The organism is Pseudomonas sp. H1h (assembly GCF_000633255.1).
GTDB lineage: Bacteria > Pseudomonadota > Gammaproteobacteria > Pseudomonadales > Pseudomonadaceae > Aquipseudomonas.
On sequence record NZ_AYMJ01000006.1, the window covers coordinates 57905 to 74943 of the forward strand.

The 17039-nt window shown below is 59.9% G+C and carries 19 protein-coding genes; 6 read left to right on the forward strand and 13 right to left on the reverse strand.

Annotated features, from left to right (window positions below):
- Window positions 1-115: 115 nt before the first annotated feature.
- The 3 genes from cysN to U862_RS0105350 all read right to left on the reverse strand — a co-directional run bounded on the left by cysN (window position 116) and on the right by U862_RS0105350 (window position 3957).
- Complete coding sequence (gene cysN / locus U862_RS0105340; RefSeq protein ID WP_025109443.1) at window positions 116-2014, reverse strand: sulfate adenylyltransferase subunit CysN; 1899 nt, start codon at window positions 2012-2014, stop codon at window positions 116-118.
- 9 nt (window positions 2015-2023) lie between these two features.
- On the reverse strand, window positions 2024-2941 hold the full coding sequence (gene cysD, locus U862_RS0105345; RefSeq protein ID WP_025109444.1) for a sulfate adenylyltransferase subunit CysD: 918 nt from the start codon (window positions 2939-2941) through the stop codon (window positions 2024-2026).
- A 257-nt stretch (window positions 2942-3198) separates the two neighbouring features.
- Window positions 3199-3957: a Nif3-like dinuclear metal center hexameric protein gene (locus tag U862_RS0105350; RefSeq protein ID WP_025109445.1), complete on the reverse strand. Its 759-nt coding sequence runs from the start codon at window positions 3955-3957 to the stop codon at window positions 3199-3201.
- A 103-nt stretch (window positions 3958-4060) separates the two neighbouring features.
- Here U862_RS0105350 and algW point away from each other — a divergent pair, with 103 nt between their 5' ends.
- A complete protein-coding gene (gene algW, locus U862_RS0105355) occupies window positions 4061-5215 on the forward strand; it encodes a Do family serine endopeptidase AlgW (protein WP_025109446.1) in 1155 nt (384 codons plus the stop codon).
- A 115-nt stretch (window positions 5216-5330) separates the two neighbouring features.
- Here the strand turns inward: algW and hisC are convergent, their stop codons facing one another.
- The 10 genes from hisC to U862_RS0105405 form a co-directional block, all read right to left on the reverse strand.
- Entirely contained in the window at window positions 5331-6383 is a 1053-nt protein-coding gene (gene hisC / locus U862_RS0105360) for a histidinol-phosphate transaminase (protein WP_025109447.1), read from the reverse strand.
- Between the two features lie 2 nt (window positions 6384-6385).
- A complete protein-coding gene (gene hisD / locus U862_RS0105365) occupies window positions 6386-7711 on the reverse strand; it encodes a histidinol dehydrogenase (RefSeq protein ID WP_025109448.1) in 1326 nt (441 codons plus the stop codon).
- A 125-nt stretch (window positions 7712-7836) separates the two neighbouring features.
- Window positions 7837-8472, reverse strand: coding sequence for an ATP phosphoribosyltransferase (gene hisG, locus U862_RS0105370; RefSeq protein WP_003221711.1), 636 nt, complete (start codon window positions 8470-8472; stop codon window positions 7837-7839).
- 124 nt (window positions 8473-8596) lie between these two features.
- Window positions 8597-9862 (reverse strand): UDP-N-acetylglucosamine 1-carboxyvinyltransferase, encoded by a 1266-nt coding sequence (murA, locus tag U862_RS0105375; protein ID WP_025109449.1) that lies wholly within the window; start codon window positions 9860-9862, stop codon window positions 8597-8599.
- A 22-nt stretch (window positions 9863-9884) separates the two neighbouring features.
- The gene (locus U862_RS0105380) at window positions 9885-10124 is read right to left on the reverse strand and encodes a BolA family protein (RefSeq protein WP_008070578.1); all 240 of its coding nucleotides are present in this window, start codon (window positions 10122-10124) and stop codon (window positions 9885-9887) included.
- A gap of 116 nt (window positions 10125-10240) precedes the next feature.
- Window positions 10241-10546 (reverse strand): lipid asymmetry maintenance protein MlaB, encoded by a 306-nt coding sequence (locus U862_RS0105385; RefSeq protein ID WP_025109450.1) that lies wholly within the window; start codon window positions 10544-10546, stop codon window positions 10241-10243.
- On the reverse strand, window positions 10543-11196 hold the full coding sequence (locus U862_RS0105390) for a phospholipid-binding protein MlaC (protein WP_025109451.1): 654 nt from the start codon (window positions 11194-11196) through the stop codon (window positions 10543-10545). Before U862_RS0105390 ends, U862_RS0105385 begins: the two co-directional genes overlap by 4 nt.
- Before the next feature lie 11 nt (window positions 11197-11207).
- A complete protein-coding gene (gene mlaD / locus U862_RS0105395; protein ID WP_007967220.1) occupies window positions 11208-11675 on the reverse strand; it encodes an outer membrane lipid asymmetry maintenance protein MlaD in 468 nt (155 codons plus the stop codon).
- Window positions 11675-12472, reverse strand: coding sequence for a lipid asymmetry maintenance ABC transporter permease subunit MlaE (mlaE, locus tag U862_RS0105400; protein WP_025109452.1), 798 nt, complete (start codon window positions 12470-12472; stop codon window positions 11675-11677). Before mlaE ends, mlaD begins: the two co-directional genes overlap by 1 nt.
- On the reverse strand, window positions 12472-13281 hold the full coding sequence (locus U862_RS0105405; protein ID WP_003221703.1) for an ATP-binding cassette domain-containing protein: 810 nt from the start codon (window positions 13279-13281) through the stop codon (window positions 12472-12474). The genes mlaE and U862_RS0105405 overlap by 1 nt, the downstream gene beginning before the upstream one ends.
- A gap of 275 nt (window positions 13282-13556) precedes the next feature.
- Here U862_RS0105405 and U862_RS0105410 point away from each other — a divergent pair, with 275 nt between their 5' ends.
- Genes U862_RS0105410 through lptB form a run of 5 tightly spaced genes read left to right on the forward strand, consistent with a single transcriptional unit; the run spans window position 13557 to window position 16893 of the window.
- Window positions 13557-14531 carry a KpsF/GutQ family sugar-phosphate isomerase gene (locus tag U862_RS0105410; RefSeq protein WP_025109453.1) on the forward strand — a complete coding sequence of 325 codons (975 nt, stop codon included), beginning with the start codon at window positions 13557-13559 and terminating at the stop codon, window positions 14529-14531.
- Window positions 14531-15055 (forward strand): HAD family hydrolase, encoded by a 525-nt coding sequence (locus U862_RS0105415; protein WP_025109454.1) that lies wholly within the window; start codon window positions 14531-14533, stop codon window positions 15053-15055. Before U862_RS0105410 ends, U862_RS0105415 begins: the two co-directional genes overlap by 1 nt.
- Window positions 15056-15063: 8 nt before the next feature.
- Window positions 15064-15636 carry an LPS export ABC transporter periplasmic protein LptC gene (lptC, locus tag U862_RS0105420; RefSeq protein ID WP_025109455.1) on the forward strand — a complete coding sequence of 191 codons (573 nt, stop codon included), beginning with the start codon at window positions 15064-15066 and terminating at the stop codon, window positions 15634-15636.
- Window positions 15623-16168 carry a lipopolysaccharide transport periplasmic protein LptA gene (lptA, locus tag U862_RS0105425; RefSeq protein WP_025109456.1) on the forward strand — a complete coding sequence of 182 codons (546 nt, stop codon included), beginning with the start codon at window positions 15623-15625 and terminating at the stop codon, window positions 16166-16168. The genes lptC and lptA overlap by 14 nt, the downstream gene beginning before the upstream one ends.
- Window positions 16168-16893 (forward strand): LPS export ABC transporter ATP-binding protein, encoded by a 726-nt coding sequence (gene lptB, locus U862_RS0105430; protein ID WP_007967211.1) that lies wholly within the window; start codon window positions 16168-16170, stop codon window positions 16891-16893. Before lptA ends, lptB begins: the two co-directional genes overlap by 1 nt.
- Window positions 16894-17039: the final 146 nt, after the last annotated feature.

Here is a 17039-nt window from a genome sequence, read left to right on the forward strand (position 1 = left end):
GAACGACACACCGCCTTCGCGAGCAAGCCCGCTCCCACAGTTTTGACCAGGTTGGCCCGAAACAAAAAGCCCGCGGATGATTGCTCATCGGCGGGCTTTTGTTTTCAGCTAACGCTTAGATCGCGCCACGCTTGCGCAGTAGATCGAGCACTTGCTTGACGCTTTCTTCCAGCGACAGCGACTGGGTGTCGATCACCAGATCAGCATTCAGCGGCACGTCATACGGGAAGGATTCGCCCGGAATGTTATCGCCACCGGCAGCATACAGCCCTTGCGGATCACGCTCGGCACATACCGCAGGCGAAGCCTGCACGTAGACGGTCAGCAGACGATCCTTGCCGATCAGGTCCTTGGCCTGTTCACGACCTTCAGCACTCGGCGCGACGAACGCGGCCAGGGTCAGCAGACCGGCTTCGTTGAACTGACGCGCCACGTGCGCGGCACGACGCCAGTTCTCGGTACGGCCGGCACGATCCTGTGGCAGACCTTTGTTCAGGTCGTGACGCAGGTTCTGCCCGTCGAGCACAAACACCGCACGGCCCATGTCGAACAACTTGCGCTCGACGGCGTAGGCCAGCGTGCTCTTGCCCGCGCCTGACAGGCCGCTGAACAGCACGGTCGCCGGTTGCTGACCGAAACGCTGTGCACGTTCTTCGGTAGCCACATGGGCCAGCTTGCCGTGGTGCGTGGCAGTACCGTGGCTCACAGGCTGAGCGACGATCATGCCGGCGCCGACGGTGCCGTTGGTCAAGCGGTCGATGATGATGAACGCGCCGGTGGTGCGGTTGCTGTCGTAACCGTCGAGGGCGATCGGTGCGTCGAGCGCGATCTTCACCTTGCCGATTTCGTTGAGCTGCAACGCGCTCGCAGGACCTTCTTCCAACGTATTCACGTCGACCTTGTTGACGATGCTGGCGATGGAGCCCGGCACGTAACTGGTGGCGCGCTTGATGTCGTATTTCTTGCCCGGCAGCATCGGCTCTTCAGCCATCCACACCAGCATCGCTTCGAAGCTGTCGGTGACCGGCGGCACGTTGTCGGCGTGCACCAGCAGGTCGCCCCGGGAGATGTCGATTTCGTCTTCCATGGTCAGCGTCACCGCTTGACCAGGACCGGCGTGCTCCAGCTCGCCTTCGAAGGTGACGATGGATTTCACGCGGCTGCTCTTGCCCGACGGCAGAACAACCACTTCGTCGCCCTTCTTGACGATGCCGCTGGCGAGGGTGCCGGCGAAACCGCGGAAATTCAGGTTAGGACGGTTGACGTACTGCACCGGGAAACGCAGATCGGTGAAGTTGCGGTCGCCCGCCACTTCCACGGTCTCGAGAATTTCCATCAGCGACTGACCTTTGTACCAAGGCGAGCGCTCGGATTTGTTCACCACGTTGTCGCCCTTCAGCGCCGACATCGGCACGAAGTGCATGCTGGTCGGCTTCATCTTCAAGCCTTCGGCGAACTTCAGGTAGTCGGCCTTGATCGACTCGAACACGCCTTCGTCGAAGTCCTTGAGGTCCATCTTGTTGATGGCAACAACGATGTGCTTGATGCCGAGCAACGAGGCGATGAAGCTGTGGCGACGGGTCTGGGTCTGCACGCCGTAGCGGGCGTCGACCAGGATGATCGCCAGGTCACAGGTGGATGCACCGGTGGCCATGTTGCGGGTGTACTGCTCATGGCCGGGGGTGTCGGCGATGATGAATTTGCGCTTGGCGGTGGAGAAGTAGCGGTAGGCGACATCGATGGTGATGCCCTGCTCACGCTCGGCCTGCAGACCGTCGACCAGCAACGCCAGGTCGATGTCGTCACCGGTGGTGCCGACTTTCTTCGAATCGCGGGTGATGGCTTCCAGGTGATCTTCGTAGATCATCTTGGAGTCGTGCAGCAGGCGCCCGATCAGGGTGCTCTTGCCGTCATCGACGTTACCGCAGGTCAAAAAGCGCAGCAGCTCTTTACGTTCGTGCTGGCCCAGGTAGGCGAGGATGTCCTCGCTGATCAAATCAGATACGTGCGACATGACAACCCCTTAGAAATAGCCTTGACGTTTTTTGTCTTCCATGGAGCCAGCGCCATCGTGGTCGATGACCCGGCCCTGGCGCTCGGAAGTTCGCGTCAGGAGCATTTCCTGAATGATGTCCGTCAGCGTCTCGGCTTCGGACTCCACCGCGCCCGTCAACGGGTAGCAGCCAAGGGTACGGAAACGCACTTTCTTTTTGACGATGCGCGCCTTGTCTTCATCAGACAGGTGCTCGAGGATGCGCTCGTCGTCAATCATGATCAGCGTGCCGTTCTTCTCGATCACTTCACGCTCGGCGGCGAAGTACAGCGGCACAATCGGGATGCCTTCGAGGTAGATGTACTGCCAGATGTCCAGCTCGGTCCAGTTCGACAACGGGAACACACGAATGGATTCGCCCTTGTTGACCTTGCCGTTGTAGACGTTCCACAGCTCAGGGCGCTGGTTTTTCGGGTCCCAGCGGTGCTTGCTGTCGCGGAACGAATACACGCGCTCTTTCGCGCGGGATTTCTCTTCATCGCGACGGGCGCCGCCAAAGGCTGCGTCGAAACCATACTTGTCGAGTGCCTGCTTCAGGCCTTCGGTCTTCATGATGTCGGTGTGCTTGGCGCTGCCGTGGGTGAACGGGTTGATGTTCTGCGCCACGCCGTCCGGGTTGATGTGAGTGATCAGGTCCAGGCCCAGTTCTTCGACCATCTTGTCGCGGAACTTGTACATCTCCTGGAATTTCCAGCGGGTGTCGACGTGCATCACCGGAAACGGCAGTTTGCCCGGGAAGAACGCCTTGCGTGCCAGGTGCAGCATCACGGCGGAGTCTTTACCGATGGAGTACAGCATCACCGGGTTGTCGAACTCGGCGGCCACCTCGCGGATGATGTGGATGCTTTCCGCCTCCAGCTGTTTCAGATGCGTCAGTTTGTCGACCATGGCTACTCACGAAAGCTTTCTTATGAACGGCCAGCGGGCCGTGTTCGAGCGGGGAATCCTAGCACAGCGTCCTTCTTCTAATCAGGGCGCAAGCTAGAACGAAAGGGCATATGAATATGCCCGCTGGTTCGGCCGTGAAACGCTGTCCCTGTGGGAGCGGGCTTGCTCGCGAAGGCGGAGGATCAGTCGAAATCATTGTTGAATGACACACCGCTTTCGGGAGCAAGCCCCCTCCCACATTGGAGAGATGTTTAACTTCAGATCGGGTTCGGGATGTCGATGAACATGTGTTCGAGTGCAAAGCGCTTCGCCAGATAGTCACCCAACGCCTGCACGCCGTAGCGTTCGGTGGCGTGGTGGCCGGCAGCGATGAAGCTGATGTCGTTTTCTCGGGCGCTGTGGAAGGTCTGTTCGGAAGCTTCTCCGCTGAGGAACAGATCGACACCCGCCGCCACGCCCTGATCGATGTAGCCCTGGCCGCCTCCAGTGCACCAGCCGACCCGACGAATCATCGCGCTGCCTTCGACCAGCAGTGGCTCACGGCCCATGGCGTCTTTCACCTTGCGGGCGAAGTCACGCGGGGTCATGGGCTCGCTCAACGAACCGACCAGTCCGACAATCTTGAGGTTGTCCGGGTCCAGCGGCCCTTCGACGGTAATGTCCAGCTGACGCGCCAGCTGCACGTTGTTGCCGACCTCCGGGTGCAGGTCCAGCGGCAGGTGATAGGCGAGCAGACTGATGTCGTGCTTGAGAAGCGTTTTCAAGCGACGCTGCTTCATGCCGGTGATGCAGGGGCTCTCGCCTTTCCAGAAATAGCCGTGATGCACCAGGATCAGATCGGCCTCGGCCTCCACCGCGGCGTCGAGCAAGGCCTGACTGGCGGTGACGCCACTGACGATACGCATCACTTGTGGACGGCCCTCGACCTGCAGACCGTTGGGGCAATAATCGGCAATTTTTGCACTGCCAAGGTAACGGTCGGCTTCTTCGACCAGGGTGCTGAGGGCGACGGCCATGAAAGACTCCTGAAAATCCCGTTCAGAGGCGCGCGCGGCCTCGTATAATGCGCGACATTATGGGCGGTCTGACCCCGCCTGCAACTTTTCCAGGACGTGCTTAATGCTCAAGGCGCTGCGTTTTTTCGGCTGGCCGCTGTTGGCCGGCGTGCTTATCGCTCTGTTGATTATTCAGCGTTACCCGCAGTGGGTCGGGCTCCCGAGCCTCGACGTCAACCTGCAACAGGCCCCACAAACCACCAGCGTGCAACAGGGGCCCGTGTCCTATGCGGACGCCGTGGTCATCGCCGCACCGTCGGTGGTCAACCTCTACACCACGAAGGTGATTGCCAAACCGGCGCACCCGTTGTTTGAAGATCCGCAGTTCCGGCGCTTCTTCGGTGACAACTCGCCGAAGCAGAAGCGCATGGAATCAAGCCTCGGATCCGGTGTGATCATGAGCCCGGAAGGCTACATCCTGACCAACAACCACGTGACCACTGGCGCCGATCAGATCGTTGTCGCGCTCAAGGATGGTCGCGAAACCCTCGCACGAGTGATCGGCAGCGATCCGGAAACCGACCTCGCGGTCCTGAAGATCGACCTGAAAAACCTCCCGGCCATCACCGTCGGCCGCTCCGACAACATTCGCATCGGCGACGTCGCACTGGCCATCGGTAACCCGTTCGGCGTCGGCCAGACCGTGACCATGGGCATCATCAGCGCCACCGGGCGTAACCAGTTGGGCCTGAACAACTACGAAGACTTCATCCAGACCGACGCGGCAATCAACCCGGGCAACTCCGGCGGCGCGCTGGTCGATGCCAACGGCAACCTCACCGGCATCAACACAGCAATCTTCTCCAAGTCCGGCGGCTCGCAGGGCATCGGTTTTGCGATCCCGGTGAAACTGGCGATGGAAGTGATGAAGTCGATCATCGAGCACGGCCAGGTGATTCGTGGCTGGCTCGGCATTGAAGTACAACCGCTGACCCAGGAACTGGCCGAATCGTTTGGCTTGTCCGGGCGTCCGGGGATTGTCGTGGCGGGGATCTTCCGCGATGGCCCGGCGCAGAAGGCCGGCCTGCAGTTGGGTGACGTGATTCTGAGCATCGACGGCGAGCCGGCGGGCGATGGTCGTCGGTCGATGAACCAGGTGGCGCGGATCAAACCGACCGACAAGGTGACCATTCAGGTGATGCGCAACGGCAAAGAGCTGAAGCTGACCGCTGAAATCGGTCTGCGCCCGCCTCCGGCGCCAGTGAAAGAAGAAGAGTAAGCACAAAGCAGTGTGGGAGCGAGCCTGCTCGCGAAGAGGCCTCGACGTTCAACATGGATGTTGAATGAGAAAGCGCTTTCGCGAGCAGGCTCGCTCCCACAGGTTCAGCCGTGCTTCAGAGGTCGCCGAGGCCGTAGATCAATGCCTGATTCTGCTCCGGCGTACCGATCGAAATCCGCAGGAACTGCGCAATCCGCGCCTGCTTGAAGTGGCGCACGATCACGCCCTGCTCACGCAGCTTGGCCGCCAGCCCCGCCGCATCATGCTGCGGATGCCGGGCAAAGATGAAGTTCGCCGCCGAAGGCAGCACTTCAAAACCTTTGGCCTGCAACTGCGCAATCACCCAGTCGCGACTCTCGATGACCAGACGGCAGGTCTTGTCGAAGTACTCGCGATCTTCGAATGCAGCGGCAGCGCCGACGATCGCCAGACGATCCAGCGGGTACGAGTTGAAGCTGTTCTTGATCCGCTCCAGCGCTTCGATCAAATCCGGATGCCCTACCGCCAGACCAACGCGCAGGCCGGCCAGCGAGCGCGACTTGGACAGGGTCTGGGTCACCAGCAAGTTCGGGTAGCGGTCCACCAGGCTGATCGCCGTTTCGCCGCCAAAGTCGATGTACGCCTCATCCACCACCACTACCGAATCCGGGCTGGCCTTGAGGATCTGCTCGACTGCCTCCAGCGCCAACAGACAACCGGTCGGTGCATTCGGATTCGGGAAAATGATCCCGCCGTTGGGTTTGGCGTAGTCGTCCGGGTCGATCTGGAACTGCGAGTTCAGCGGCACCGCGTCGAATTTTATGCCGTACAGACCGCAGTAAACCGGGTAGAAGCTGTAGCTGATGTCCGGGAACAGCAGCGGCTGATCGTGCTGTAGCAGACCGTGGAAAATGTGCGCCAGCACTTCATCCGAACCGTTGCCGAGGAACACTTGATTGTTTTGCACGCCGTAGTATTTCGCGACGGCCGTTTTCAGCAGATCACTGTTCGGGTCCGGGTACAAACGCAGGTTGTCGTTGAGTTCGACCTGCATCGCGGCCAAGGCCTTTGGTGAAGGGCCATACGGATTTTCGTTGGTGTTGAGCTTGACCAGTTTGGTCAGCTTCGGTTGTTCGCCCGGCACGTAAGGCACCAGATCCTTGACGAACGGGCTCCAGAATTTACTCATGTTCAGTTCCCCTTCTGTTCGTCTTTGATGCGGTATTCGGCGCTGCGTGCGTGCGCGCTCAGCGATTCGCCACGGGCCAGCACCGACGCAGTCTTGCCCAGCTCGGAAGCACCGGCTTCGGAGCAGAAGATGATCGACGAACGCTTCTGGAAGTCATACACGCCCAGCGGTGAGGAGAAACGCGCGGTGCCGGACGTCGGCAACACGTGGTTCGGGCCGGCGCAGTAATCGCCCAGCGCCTCAGAGGTATGACGTCCCATGAAGATCGCGCCGGCGTGGCGGATCTGTGGCAGCCAGGCTTGTGGGTCAGCGACCGACAACTCCAGGTGTTCCGGGGCGATGCGGTTGGCAACTTCGATGGCTTGCGCCATGTCTTTCACGTGAATCAGTGCACCACGGCCATTGATCGAGGTTTCGATGATGGTCGCGCGATCCATGGTCGGCAGCAGTTTGTCGATGCTCGCCGCAACCTTGTCGAGGAACTCGGCGTCCGGGCTGACCAGAATCGCCTGCGCGTCTTCGTCGTGCTCGGCCTGGGAGAACAGGTCCATGGCGATCCAGTCCGGATCGGTCTGGCCGTCGCACACCACGAGGATTTCCGAGGGGCCTGCAATCATGTCGATGCCGACCTGACCGAACACGTGGCGCTTGGCGGTGGCGACATAGATGTTGCCCGGGCCAACCACTTTATCGACTTGCGGCACGCTTTCGGTGCCGTAAGCCAGAGCGGCAACCGCTTGTGCGCCACCGATGGTGAACACCCGGTCAACGCCGGCGATGCACGCGGCCGCCAGCACCAGTTCGTTGATCTCACTGCGTGGAGTCGGCACAACCATGACCACTTCGGTCACACCCGCCACCTTGGCCGGAATCGCATTCATCAACACCGACGACGGATACGACGCCTTACCGCCGGGTACGTACAGGCCTGCGCGATCCAGTGGCGTGACCTTCTGGCCGAGGACAGTGCCGTCAGCCTCGGTGTAGCTCCAGGAATCCTGCTTCTGTTTTTCGTGGTAGCTGCGCACGCGGGCGGCGGCTGTCTCCAGCGCTTCGCGTTGCGCCACGGTGATGCGGGTCAGGGCCAGTTCCAGACGCTCGCGCGGCAGGATCAGGTCAGCCATCGAAGCGACTTCGAGGCCGTCGAACTTCTGGGTGAACTCGACCAGCGCCGCGTCACCGCGCTCGCGCACAGCCTTGATGATGTCCAGCACCCGCTGATTGACCGAGTCGTCAGACACACTTTCCCAGCTCAGCAGATGATCCAGATGATGCGCGAAATCCGGGTCAGCAGCGTTGAGTCGGCGAATTGCAGTCGGTGCGGTCATAGCGAGAGCCTCATAGGAATGGCAAAAACTCAGGCGCCCTAACTTAGCAGTCGTTTCCGCTTGGGCACCTGAGATTCTGGCTATGAGGCGGATAGACGGGCGCGACTCAAGGTCGCGCAGGTACATCAGCCGCGGTGTCGAGACTCCACTGCCTTGCGCAGGGTGTCGATCAACGCCTGGATTCGGGCGTGTTGCATTTTCATCGAAGCTTTATTGACCACCAGACGCGAGCTGATCGTGGCGATCAGTTCCTGAGGTTCCAGGCCGTTGGCGCGCAGGGTGTTGCCGGTGTCGACCACGTCGATGATCTTGTCAGCCAGACCAATCAGCGGCGCCAGCTCCATCGAGCCGTAGAGCTTGATGATGTCGACCTGACGGCCCTGTTCGGCGTAGTAACGCTTGGCCACGTTGACGAACTTGGTCGCCACACGCAGACGGCCCTTGGGCTCGGCAGCGCCGATCTTGCCGGCGGTCATCAGCTTGCACTGGGCAATCTGCAAATCCAGTGGCTCGTACAGGCCCTGACCGGTGTATTCCATCAGCACGTCTTTACCGGCGACGCCGAGGTCGGCCGCGCCATGCTCGACATAAGTCGGCACGTCGGTGGCACGCACGATCAACAGACGTACGTCATCCTGAGTGGTAGGGATGATCAGCTTGCGGCTCTTGTCCGGATTCTCGGTCGGCACGATGCCTGCTTCAGCGAGAAGCGGCAGGGTGTCGTCAAGGATGCGGCCCTTGGACAGTGCGATGGTCAACATGGGAAACGTCAGTCCTTATCAAGGTACTCATGTCCGGTCGCAATCGGCGCCAGACACACATCGAGCCGGAAACCGGCTCGACTCATAATCTCAGTGGACACGTCCCTGTGTCCCAATGCAGTGATTAGCCCGGAACGCGACGGATCTTGGCGCCCAGCATCTGCAGTTTTTCTTCGATGCACTCGTAACCACGGTCGATGTGGTAGATGCGGTCGATCAGCGTGTCGCCTTCGGCAACCAGTGCCGAGATCACCAGGCTGGCCGAAGCTCGCAGGTCGGTGGCCATTACTGGCGCGCCCTTGAGGACTTCAGTACCGGTAACGATGGCGGTGTTGCCTTCGACCTGGATCTTCGCGCCCATGCGGTGCAGCTCGTACACGTGCATGAAACGGTTTTCGAAGATCGTCTCGATCACTGCACCGGTGCCTTCGGCAATGGCGTTGAGCGAGATGAACTGGGCCTGCATGTCAGTCGGGAATGCCGGGTACGGCGCAGTGCGCACGTTCACTGCTTTCGGGCGCTTGCCGTGCATGTTCAGCTCGATCCAGTCTTCACCGGTGGTGATTTCTGCGCCGGACTCACGGAGCTTTTCCAGAACTGCTTCGAGAATGGTCGGATCAGTGTCCTTGACCTTCACTCGACCACCCGTGACCGCAGCGGCCACCAGGTAAGTACCGGTTTCGATACGGTCAGGCATGACCTTGTAGAAACACGAGCCCAGGCGCTCGACGCCATCAATGGTGATGGTGTCGGTACCAGCGCCGGACACCTTGGCGCCCATGGCGTTGAGGAAGTTCGCCAGGTCGACCACTTCGGGCTCACGCGCAGCGTTCTGCAGCACGCTGCGGCCTTTGGCCAGGGCCGCCGCCATCATGATGTTCTCGGTACCGGTCACGCTGACGGTATCGAAGAAGAAGTGTGCACCGCGCAGGCCGCCTTCTGGCGCCTTGGCCTTGATGTAGCCGCCTTCGACGTCAATGACCGCACCCATGGCTTCGAGGCCACGGATGTGCAGGTCGACCGGACGCGAACCGATGGCGCAACCGCCAGGCAGTGCGACTTCGGCTTCACCGAAACGGGCAACCATCGGGCCCAGTACCAGGATCGACGCACGCATGGTTTTCACCAGCTCGTACGGGGCGATCAGGGTCTTGATGGTGCGCGGGTCGATTTCGACGCTGAGCTTCTCGTCGATCACAGGCTCGATGCCCATGCGACCGAACAGCTCGATCATGGTGGTGATGTCGTGCAGGTGCGGCAGGTTGCCAACGGTCACCGGGCCATCGCACAGCAGAGTGGCAGCCAGAATCGGCAGGGCGGAGTTCTTCGCCCCGGAGATACGGATTTCGCCATCAAGACGAACGCCACCGGTAATAATCAATTTATCCATAAGAATCTCGACGCCCTAGGGCTCAGGTGCGCTCGGCCCAGGCCGCGCTGCTGAAAAATTTCATAGTGACCGCGTGGATGCTGCCATCAGCAATCCAAGGGTTCAAATGGGCATAGATGCTCTGCTGACGCTTGACCGGGCTTAACGCCGCCAGTTCATCGCTAATCACGTTCAGTTGGAAATTGCAGCCTTCGCCTTCAACTTCTACCTGAATTCCTGGCAGCTTCCCTTCAAGGAAGCTCTTCACTTCTACGGCCTGCATGCTCAACCTCAATCGGCGCCCTGTGCGCACGGGTCGGACATCATACAAAAAAGCCCCGCGCCTGCGAACCCCGCATTGGCAGGACTCTGACGGGGGGCTTCTTTATCGATGCGGGTTCAGGGGTGCGCCAGCAACTCGGTCAGCTCACTGACCTGAGCGATTTCGCGCATGTCTTCCGGCATCGCGCGGATGCTCACGGCCTTGCCGGCCGCCTGGGCATCGCGCATGAAGCACAGCAGCAACGACAAACCGACGCTGCTGGACTTCTTGACTGCCGAGCAATCGATCACCAGCGCTGCAGCCTTGCTGGACTTGATCAGCGCCTGGCCTTCCTTGCGCAGGTCGGGACCTGTGCGGTAGTCCAGCACTCCGCTGAGCAATAGCTCGTCGACATCACTCATACGAACTGCCGCCTCATTCATTGCGCTGGCTTCGCGGCAGCTTTGTCGGTTTCTTCCTTGGCCTTGGCGACTTCACCGGCCCAACCGTTGATGGTCTTGTCCAGATCGTTGCCATTGCGCTGCATCGCATCGGCGAACTGATCACGGAACAGCTTGCCGATGTTGATGCCGTTGATGATCACATTGCGCAGCTTCCACTCGCCATTGATCTTCTCCAGCGTGTACTGCACAGGGTAGATCGCGCCGTTGCTGCCTTTGACGGTCATGCCGACGCTGGTGCGATCGCCCGATTCGTCCTTGGCAGGATCAACCGTGATGCCTTGGTTGTTGTACTCGAGCAAGGCGTTGCCGTAGAACTGGAACAGGCCTTTCTTGAAGTTTTCCTGGAAGGTCTGCATCTGCGCAGGCGTCGCCTTGCGCGAATACTTGACCGTCATGATGCTCTTGGAAATGCCTTCGGCATCGACCACCGGACCGACAATCGTGTTCAGCGCGGCATAGAAGTCAGCCGGATCCTGCTTGTACTTCGCTTTGTTGGCCGACAGATCGGCCAGCATACGGTTCGTGGTGTCCTGAACCAGATCGTGCGCCGACTGTCCGGGCGCAGCGTTGGCCAGCAACGGCACTGCCGCGAGCAACACCAACAGGCCACGTCGCAAGGTAGAGATCATTCAAAAGCTCCTCATTTGGCGTCTTTGCTAACGGTATTGAGCAGGAATTTACCGATCAGGTCTTCCAGTACCAGAGACGACTGCGTGTCGTGGATGGTTCCACCATCCTTCAGGCGGGTGTCTTCCCCGCCTACGCTGATACCGATGTACTTCTCGCCCAACAGGCCAGCGGTCAGGATAGACGCTGTGGAGTCAGTCGGCAGGTTGTCGACCTTTTTATCCACTTGCAGGGTCACCCGACCGGTGAAGCTGTCGCGATCCAGATCGATTGCCGTGACCTTGCCGATGGTCACACCGGCCATGGTCACTTTGGCTCTGACCGTCAAACCGGCGATATTGTCGAAGTAGGCATACAGTTTATACGTGTCGGTGGTCGAAGTCGGAGACAGGCCACTGACCCGCAGAGCAAGCAGCAACAAGGCCAGGATCCCTGCCAGCAGGAACAGGCCGACACCGATTTCCAGGGTGCGGTTTTGCATCAGAAATCTCCAAACATCAAAGCGGTCAGAATAAAGTCCAGGCCCAGTACTGCCAGCGAGGCGAATACCACGGTCTTGGTGGTGGCACGACTGATACCCTCGGAAGTGGGCTCACAGTCATAGCCTTGGAATACGGCGATCCAGGTCACGACGAAGGCGAAAACGATACTTTTGATGACGCCGTTGAGCACATCGCTGGTGAAGTTCACGCTGTTTTGCATGTTCGCCCAGTAGGAGCCTTCATACACTCCAAGCCAGTCGACAGCCACCCACGAACCGCCCCAGATACCCACCACGCTGAAAATCATCGCCAGCACCGGCAGGGAAATGAAACCGGCCCACAGACGCGGGGCAATAATGTATTTGAGCGGATCGACACCGATCATTTCCAGGCTGGAAAGCTGTTCGGTGGACTTCATGTTGCCGATTTCGGCCGTCAGCGCCGAACCTGCACGCCCGGCAAACAGCAACGCCGTCACCACCGGCCCCAGCTCGCGCAGTAACGTCAGGGCCACCATCTGCCCCACCGCCTGCTCCGAACCGTAGCTCGACAGAATACTGAAGCCCTGCAGCGCCAGCACCATGCCGATGAAAATCCCGGACACGACAATGATCACCAGCGACATCACGCCGACCGAGTGCAGTTGCTTGACCAGCAGGCCGAAACCGCCGCTGATGCCACCGCGACCGAGCAGTGCGTGAAACAGGAACAGGGTCGCGCGGCCAAACACCGCAACGGCGTCGATCGCCGTCTCGCCGAATCGGCGTACGCGTTCTATTAATGAAATTCTGCGCATCAGCGCTTCCCCAGAAGATCTGCGCGGTAATCCGTCGCTGGAAAATGGTACGGCACCGGGCCATCGGGGTTGCCGGTCATGAACTGGCGGATACGCGGCTCATCCGAATTCATCAACTCGTCCGGCGTGCCCTGCCCCAGCACCTGACCATCACCCACTACATAGATGTAGTCAGCGATGCTCGCGGTTTCGGCCAGGTCGTGGGAAACCACGATACTGGTGATGCCCAGCGCATCGTTGAGCAGACGGATCAGGCGGACCAGTACGCCCATGGCGATCGGATCCTGACCGACGAACGGTTCGTCATACATGAGGATCTGCGGGTCGAGTGCAATCGCACGGGCCAGGGCGACACGACGCTTCATGCCTCCCGAAAGCTCGTCGGGCATCAGCTCGATCGCGCCGCGCAGACCGACCGCCTGCAATTTGAGCAGGACGATGTCGCGGATCATCTCATCCGGCAATTGGGTATGAACACGCAGGGGGAAAGCGACGTTCTCGAAAACATCGAGATCGGTGAACAGCGCGCCACTCTGAAACAGCACGCCCATGTGCTTTCGCGCATCGAACAGATCACTGCGCGACAGCGTCGGCAGGTTCTGACCGTTGACCCAGACTTCCCCGCTGGAGGGACGCAATTGCGCACCCATCAAACGCAGCAAGGTAGTCTTGCCACACCCGGAAGGCCCCATGATGCCGGTGACCTTGCCACGCGGGATGCGAATATCGACGTTATTGAAAATGCTGCGCGCACCGCGCTTGAAGGAGACTCCCTTCAGCTCGACCGCGTAGGCGTTATCGGCACTCATCTAAACTCCTTGCGATGCAGCCTCTCACTCGGACGCCTGGCTTTCCTTGGAAAGCACATACCTCGCGGGCGGGCCGAACTGGCGGCGAACTATATCACTGCAAACGCCAAGCGCCCAAGGCCCATGCCCGTCCGCGTTCAGCGATATGACAGGCCTGACGGCACTTTTTAAGTGTTTTGGTTACGAGGAATGACAAAGCACGACGAACTTACGTGAGGCTTTTCAACATAACCGCTATAATCGCCGCCTTTTCATCGGGCTATACGATTTCTGACATGAGCCAATCCAGCGACCTGATTCAATCGGCACAACGCACCATCCGCCTCGAAGTGGAAGCCGTACAAGGCTTGTTGCCCCATATCGACGCCGATTTCGTACGCGCTTGCGAGATGATTCTGGCCAGCAAAGGCCGTGTGGTCGTGGTCGGCATGGGCAAGTCCGGGCATGTCGGCAACAAGATTGCCGCGACCCTGGCCAGCACCGGCACCCCGGCGTTTTTCGTCCACCCGGCCGAAGCCAGCCACGGTGACATGGGCATGATCACCCGCGACGACGTGATCCTGGCCTTGTCCAACTCCGGTTCGACCAACGAAATCGTCACTCTGCTGCCACTGATCAAACGCCTGGGTATCCAACTGATCAGCGTGACCGGCAATCCCCTGTCGCCGCTGGCCAAGGCCGCCGAAGTCAACCTCAACGTGCATGTCGAGCACGAAGCCTGCCCGCTGAACCTGGCGCCGACTTCCTCGACGACCGCCGCGCTGGTCATGGGCGACGCACTGGCCGTGGCACTGTTGGAAGCCCGTGGCTTTACCGCTGAAGATTTCGCGTTTTCCCACCCGGGTGGTGCGCTGGGCCGACGTCTGTTGCTGAAAGTGGAAAACGTCATGCACGCAGGCCAGGAGCTGCCGCAGGTGCAACGCGGCACCCTGCTCAAGGACGCACTCATGGAAATGACCCGCAAGGGTCTGGGCATGACCGTGATCCTTGAGGCCGACGGCAAACTGGCCGGGATCTTCACCGACGGCGACTTGCGTCGCACGCTGGATCGCAGCATCGACATCCGCAGTGCCACCATCGACCAGGTCATGACCGCACACGGCAAGACTGCACGGCCCGAGATGCTCGCTGCCGAAGCCCTGAAAATCATGGAAGACCACCGAATCAACGCCCTGGTGGTCGTGGACGAAGAAGATCGCCCGATCGGCGCCTTCAACCTCTCCGATCTGCTGCGTGCAGGAGTGATGTAATGACAACCGACCTGCTGCAGCGCGGCAAAGCGATCAAACTGGCGGTGTTCGACGTCGACGGTGTGCTCACTGACGGGCGCCTGTATTTCCTTGAAGACGGCAGCGAATTCAAGACCTTCAACACCCTCGACGGCCAGGGCATCAAAATGCTGATGAACGCCGGTGTCGAAACCGCGATCATCAGTGGCCGCAAGACCCCGGTGGTTGAGCGCCGGGCGAAAAACCTCGGCATCCCGCACCTGTTTCAGGGGCGCGAAGACAAATTGGTGGTTCTGGACGGTCTTCTGCAGCAACTGGGCCTAAGCTATGAACAGGTTGCCTATCTCGGTGACGACCTGCCAGACCTGCCGGTCATCCGCCGCGTAGGCCTGGGCATGGCCGTCGCCAATGCCGCCGATTTCGTACGCGAGCACGCCCATGGCGTCACGCGGGCCCGTGGTGGCGAAGGTGCCGCCCGCGAATTCTGCGAATTGATCCTGCGCGCCCAGGGCCGCCTCGATGCGGCCAATGCCGCGTACCTGTGAGCCAAAACATGTTTAGCAAAAAATTTCGCAACTTCCTGCTGTTCGGCTGCATCGCTGCAATGTTTGCAGCGGTCGGCTACTGGAACATCAGCCCTGAACGCTTCCTCGACAAACTCCCGGTCAAGGTCGAAGACACGGCCATCGACTGGTACGCGACCAACACGCATACCCTGCAATACCTTCCGGACGGCAAGCTGCAGTACGAAATGACGTCCGACAAGGCCGAGCACCTGAAAGCGACGGACGTGACCCTGGTCACCAAACCCGACCTGAACATGTTCCGTGGCACCGAGTTCCCGTGGCACGTGACCAGCGAGCGCGGCGAAGTCAATCCTGACGGCACCCAGGTAGAACTGATCGACTCGGTACGCATCAAGCGCACCGATGAAAAGAACCGCGACACCCTGATCACCAGCACACGCATGACGGTGTTCCCTCAGCAGCAATATGCGCAGACCGAGCAACCCGTTAGAATCGACGGTGCTGGCGGTGTATCGACTGGCGTGGGAATGAAGGCGTATTTGAAGGAAAGCAGGATACACCTGCAATCGAACGTAAGAGGACAGTATGAGGCTCGTTAAAACCCTCCCTATTTTGCTCAGTCTGGGCGCAGCACTGGGAAGCGTGAGCGCCTGGGCTCTGCCGAACGATCAGCAGCAACCTATCCGCATTCAGGCCGACGACGCCCAACTGGACGACAAGAATGGCATCGCCACCTATAAAGGTGACGTGATCATCACCCAGGGTTCGATGATCGTTAAAGGCAACACGGTGACCATCACCCGCACCCCGACCGGTGACATCGACGTCGTGACGTCGGTGGGCAACCTTGCCTACTTCGAGCAACTGCAGACCCAGGGCGATACCAAGCCTGTACAGGGCTGGGGCGTGACGATCCAGTACCACGCTGCGCAAAACCGCGTCGTGCTGATCGACAAGGCCAAGGTTGTCGACAAGGACAACAACACCACCCAAGGCGAGAAAATCGTTTACGACACGGTGAGAAAACTGGCCAGCGCCGGTCGCGCTACCGGCAATAAAGTCACCGAAACGCGTCCGCGCATCGACATGGTGATCCAGCCGAAGAAGAAAACCGACGAGAAGACCCAGTAATGGCAACTCTGAAAGCTCAGCACCTGGCCAAGGCCTATAAAAGCCGCCAGGTCGTGCGTGACGTCAGCCTGTCGATCGACAGCGGCCAGATCGTCGGCCTGCTCGGCCCGAACGGCGCCGGCAAGACCACCTGCTTCTACATGATCGTCGGCCTGGTGCAGGCCGATCAGGGCCGCGTGCTGATCGATGATCTGGACGTCAGCCACCAGCCAATGCACGGCCGCGCCAAGGCCGGTATCGGCTATCTGCCGCAAGAAGCGTCGATCTTCCGCAAACTGTCGGTGGCCGACAACATCATGGCCATCCTCGAGACCCGCACGGAACTCGACAAGGCCGGTCGTCGCAAGGAGCTGGAAAGCCTGCTGCAGGAATTCCACATCAGCCACATTCGCGACAACCTGGGCATGAGCCTGTCCGGTGGTGAGCGCCGCCGGGTGGAAATCGCCCGCGCCTTGGCCACCGCACCGAAATTCATCCTGCTCGACGAACCGTTCGCCGGTGTCGACCCGATCTCGGTCGGCGACATCAAGCAGATCATCCACCACCTCAAGGCCAAGGGCATCGGTGTACTGATCACCGACCACAACGTGCGTGAGACCCTGGATATCTGCGAAACCGCCTACATCGTCAACGACGGTCAACTGATCGCCGAAGGCGACGCCGCGACCATCCTGGCCAACGATCTGGTCAAGGAAGTGTACCTGGGCCACGAGTTCCGCCTCTAAAGCGCAATCGCATTCGGCCAGCCGTCCGAGTGCTGTAACGTTGAAGCGAAGTTTTATACGCTTTTATTGTTACAGCGCTCTAGGCAAACACGACAGTTTCAGGCATATAATTTGCTTAAGTTTGGCGCTCCGGCGCCCTGTAGTGG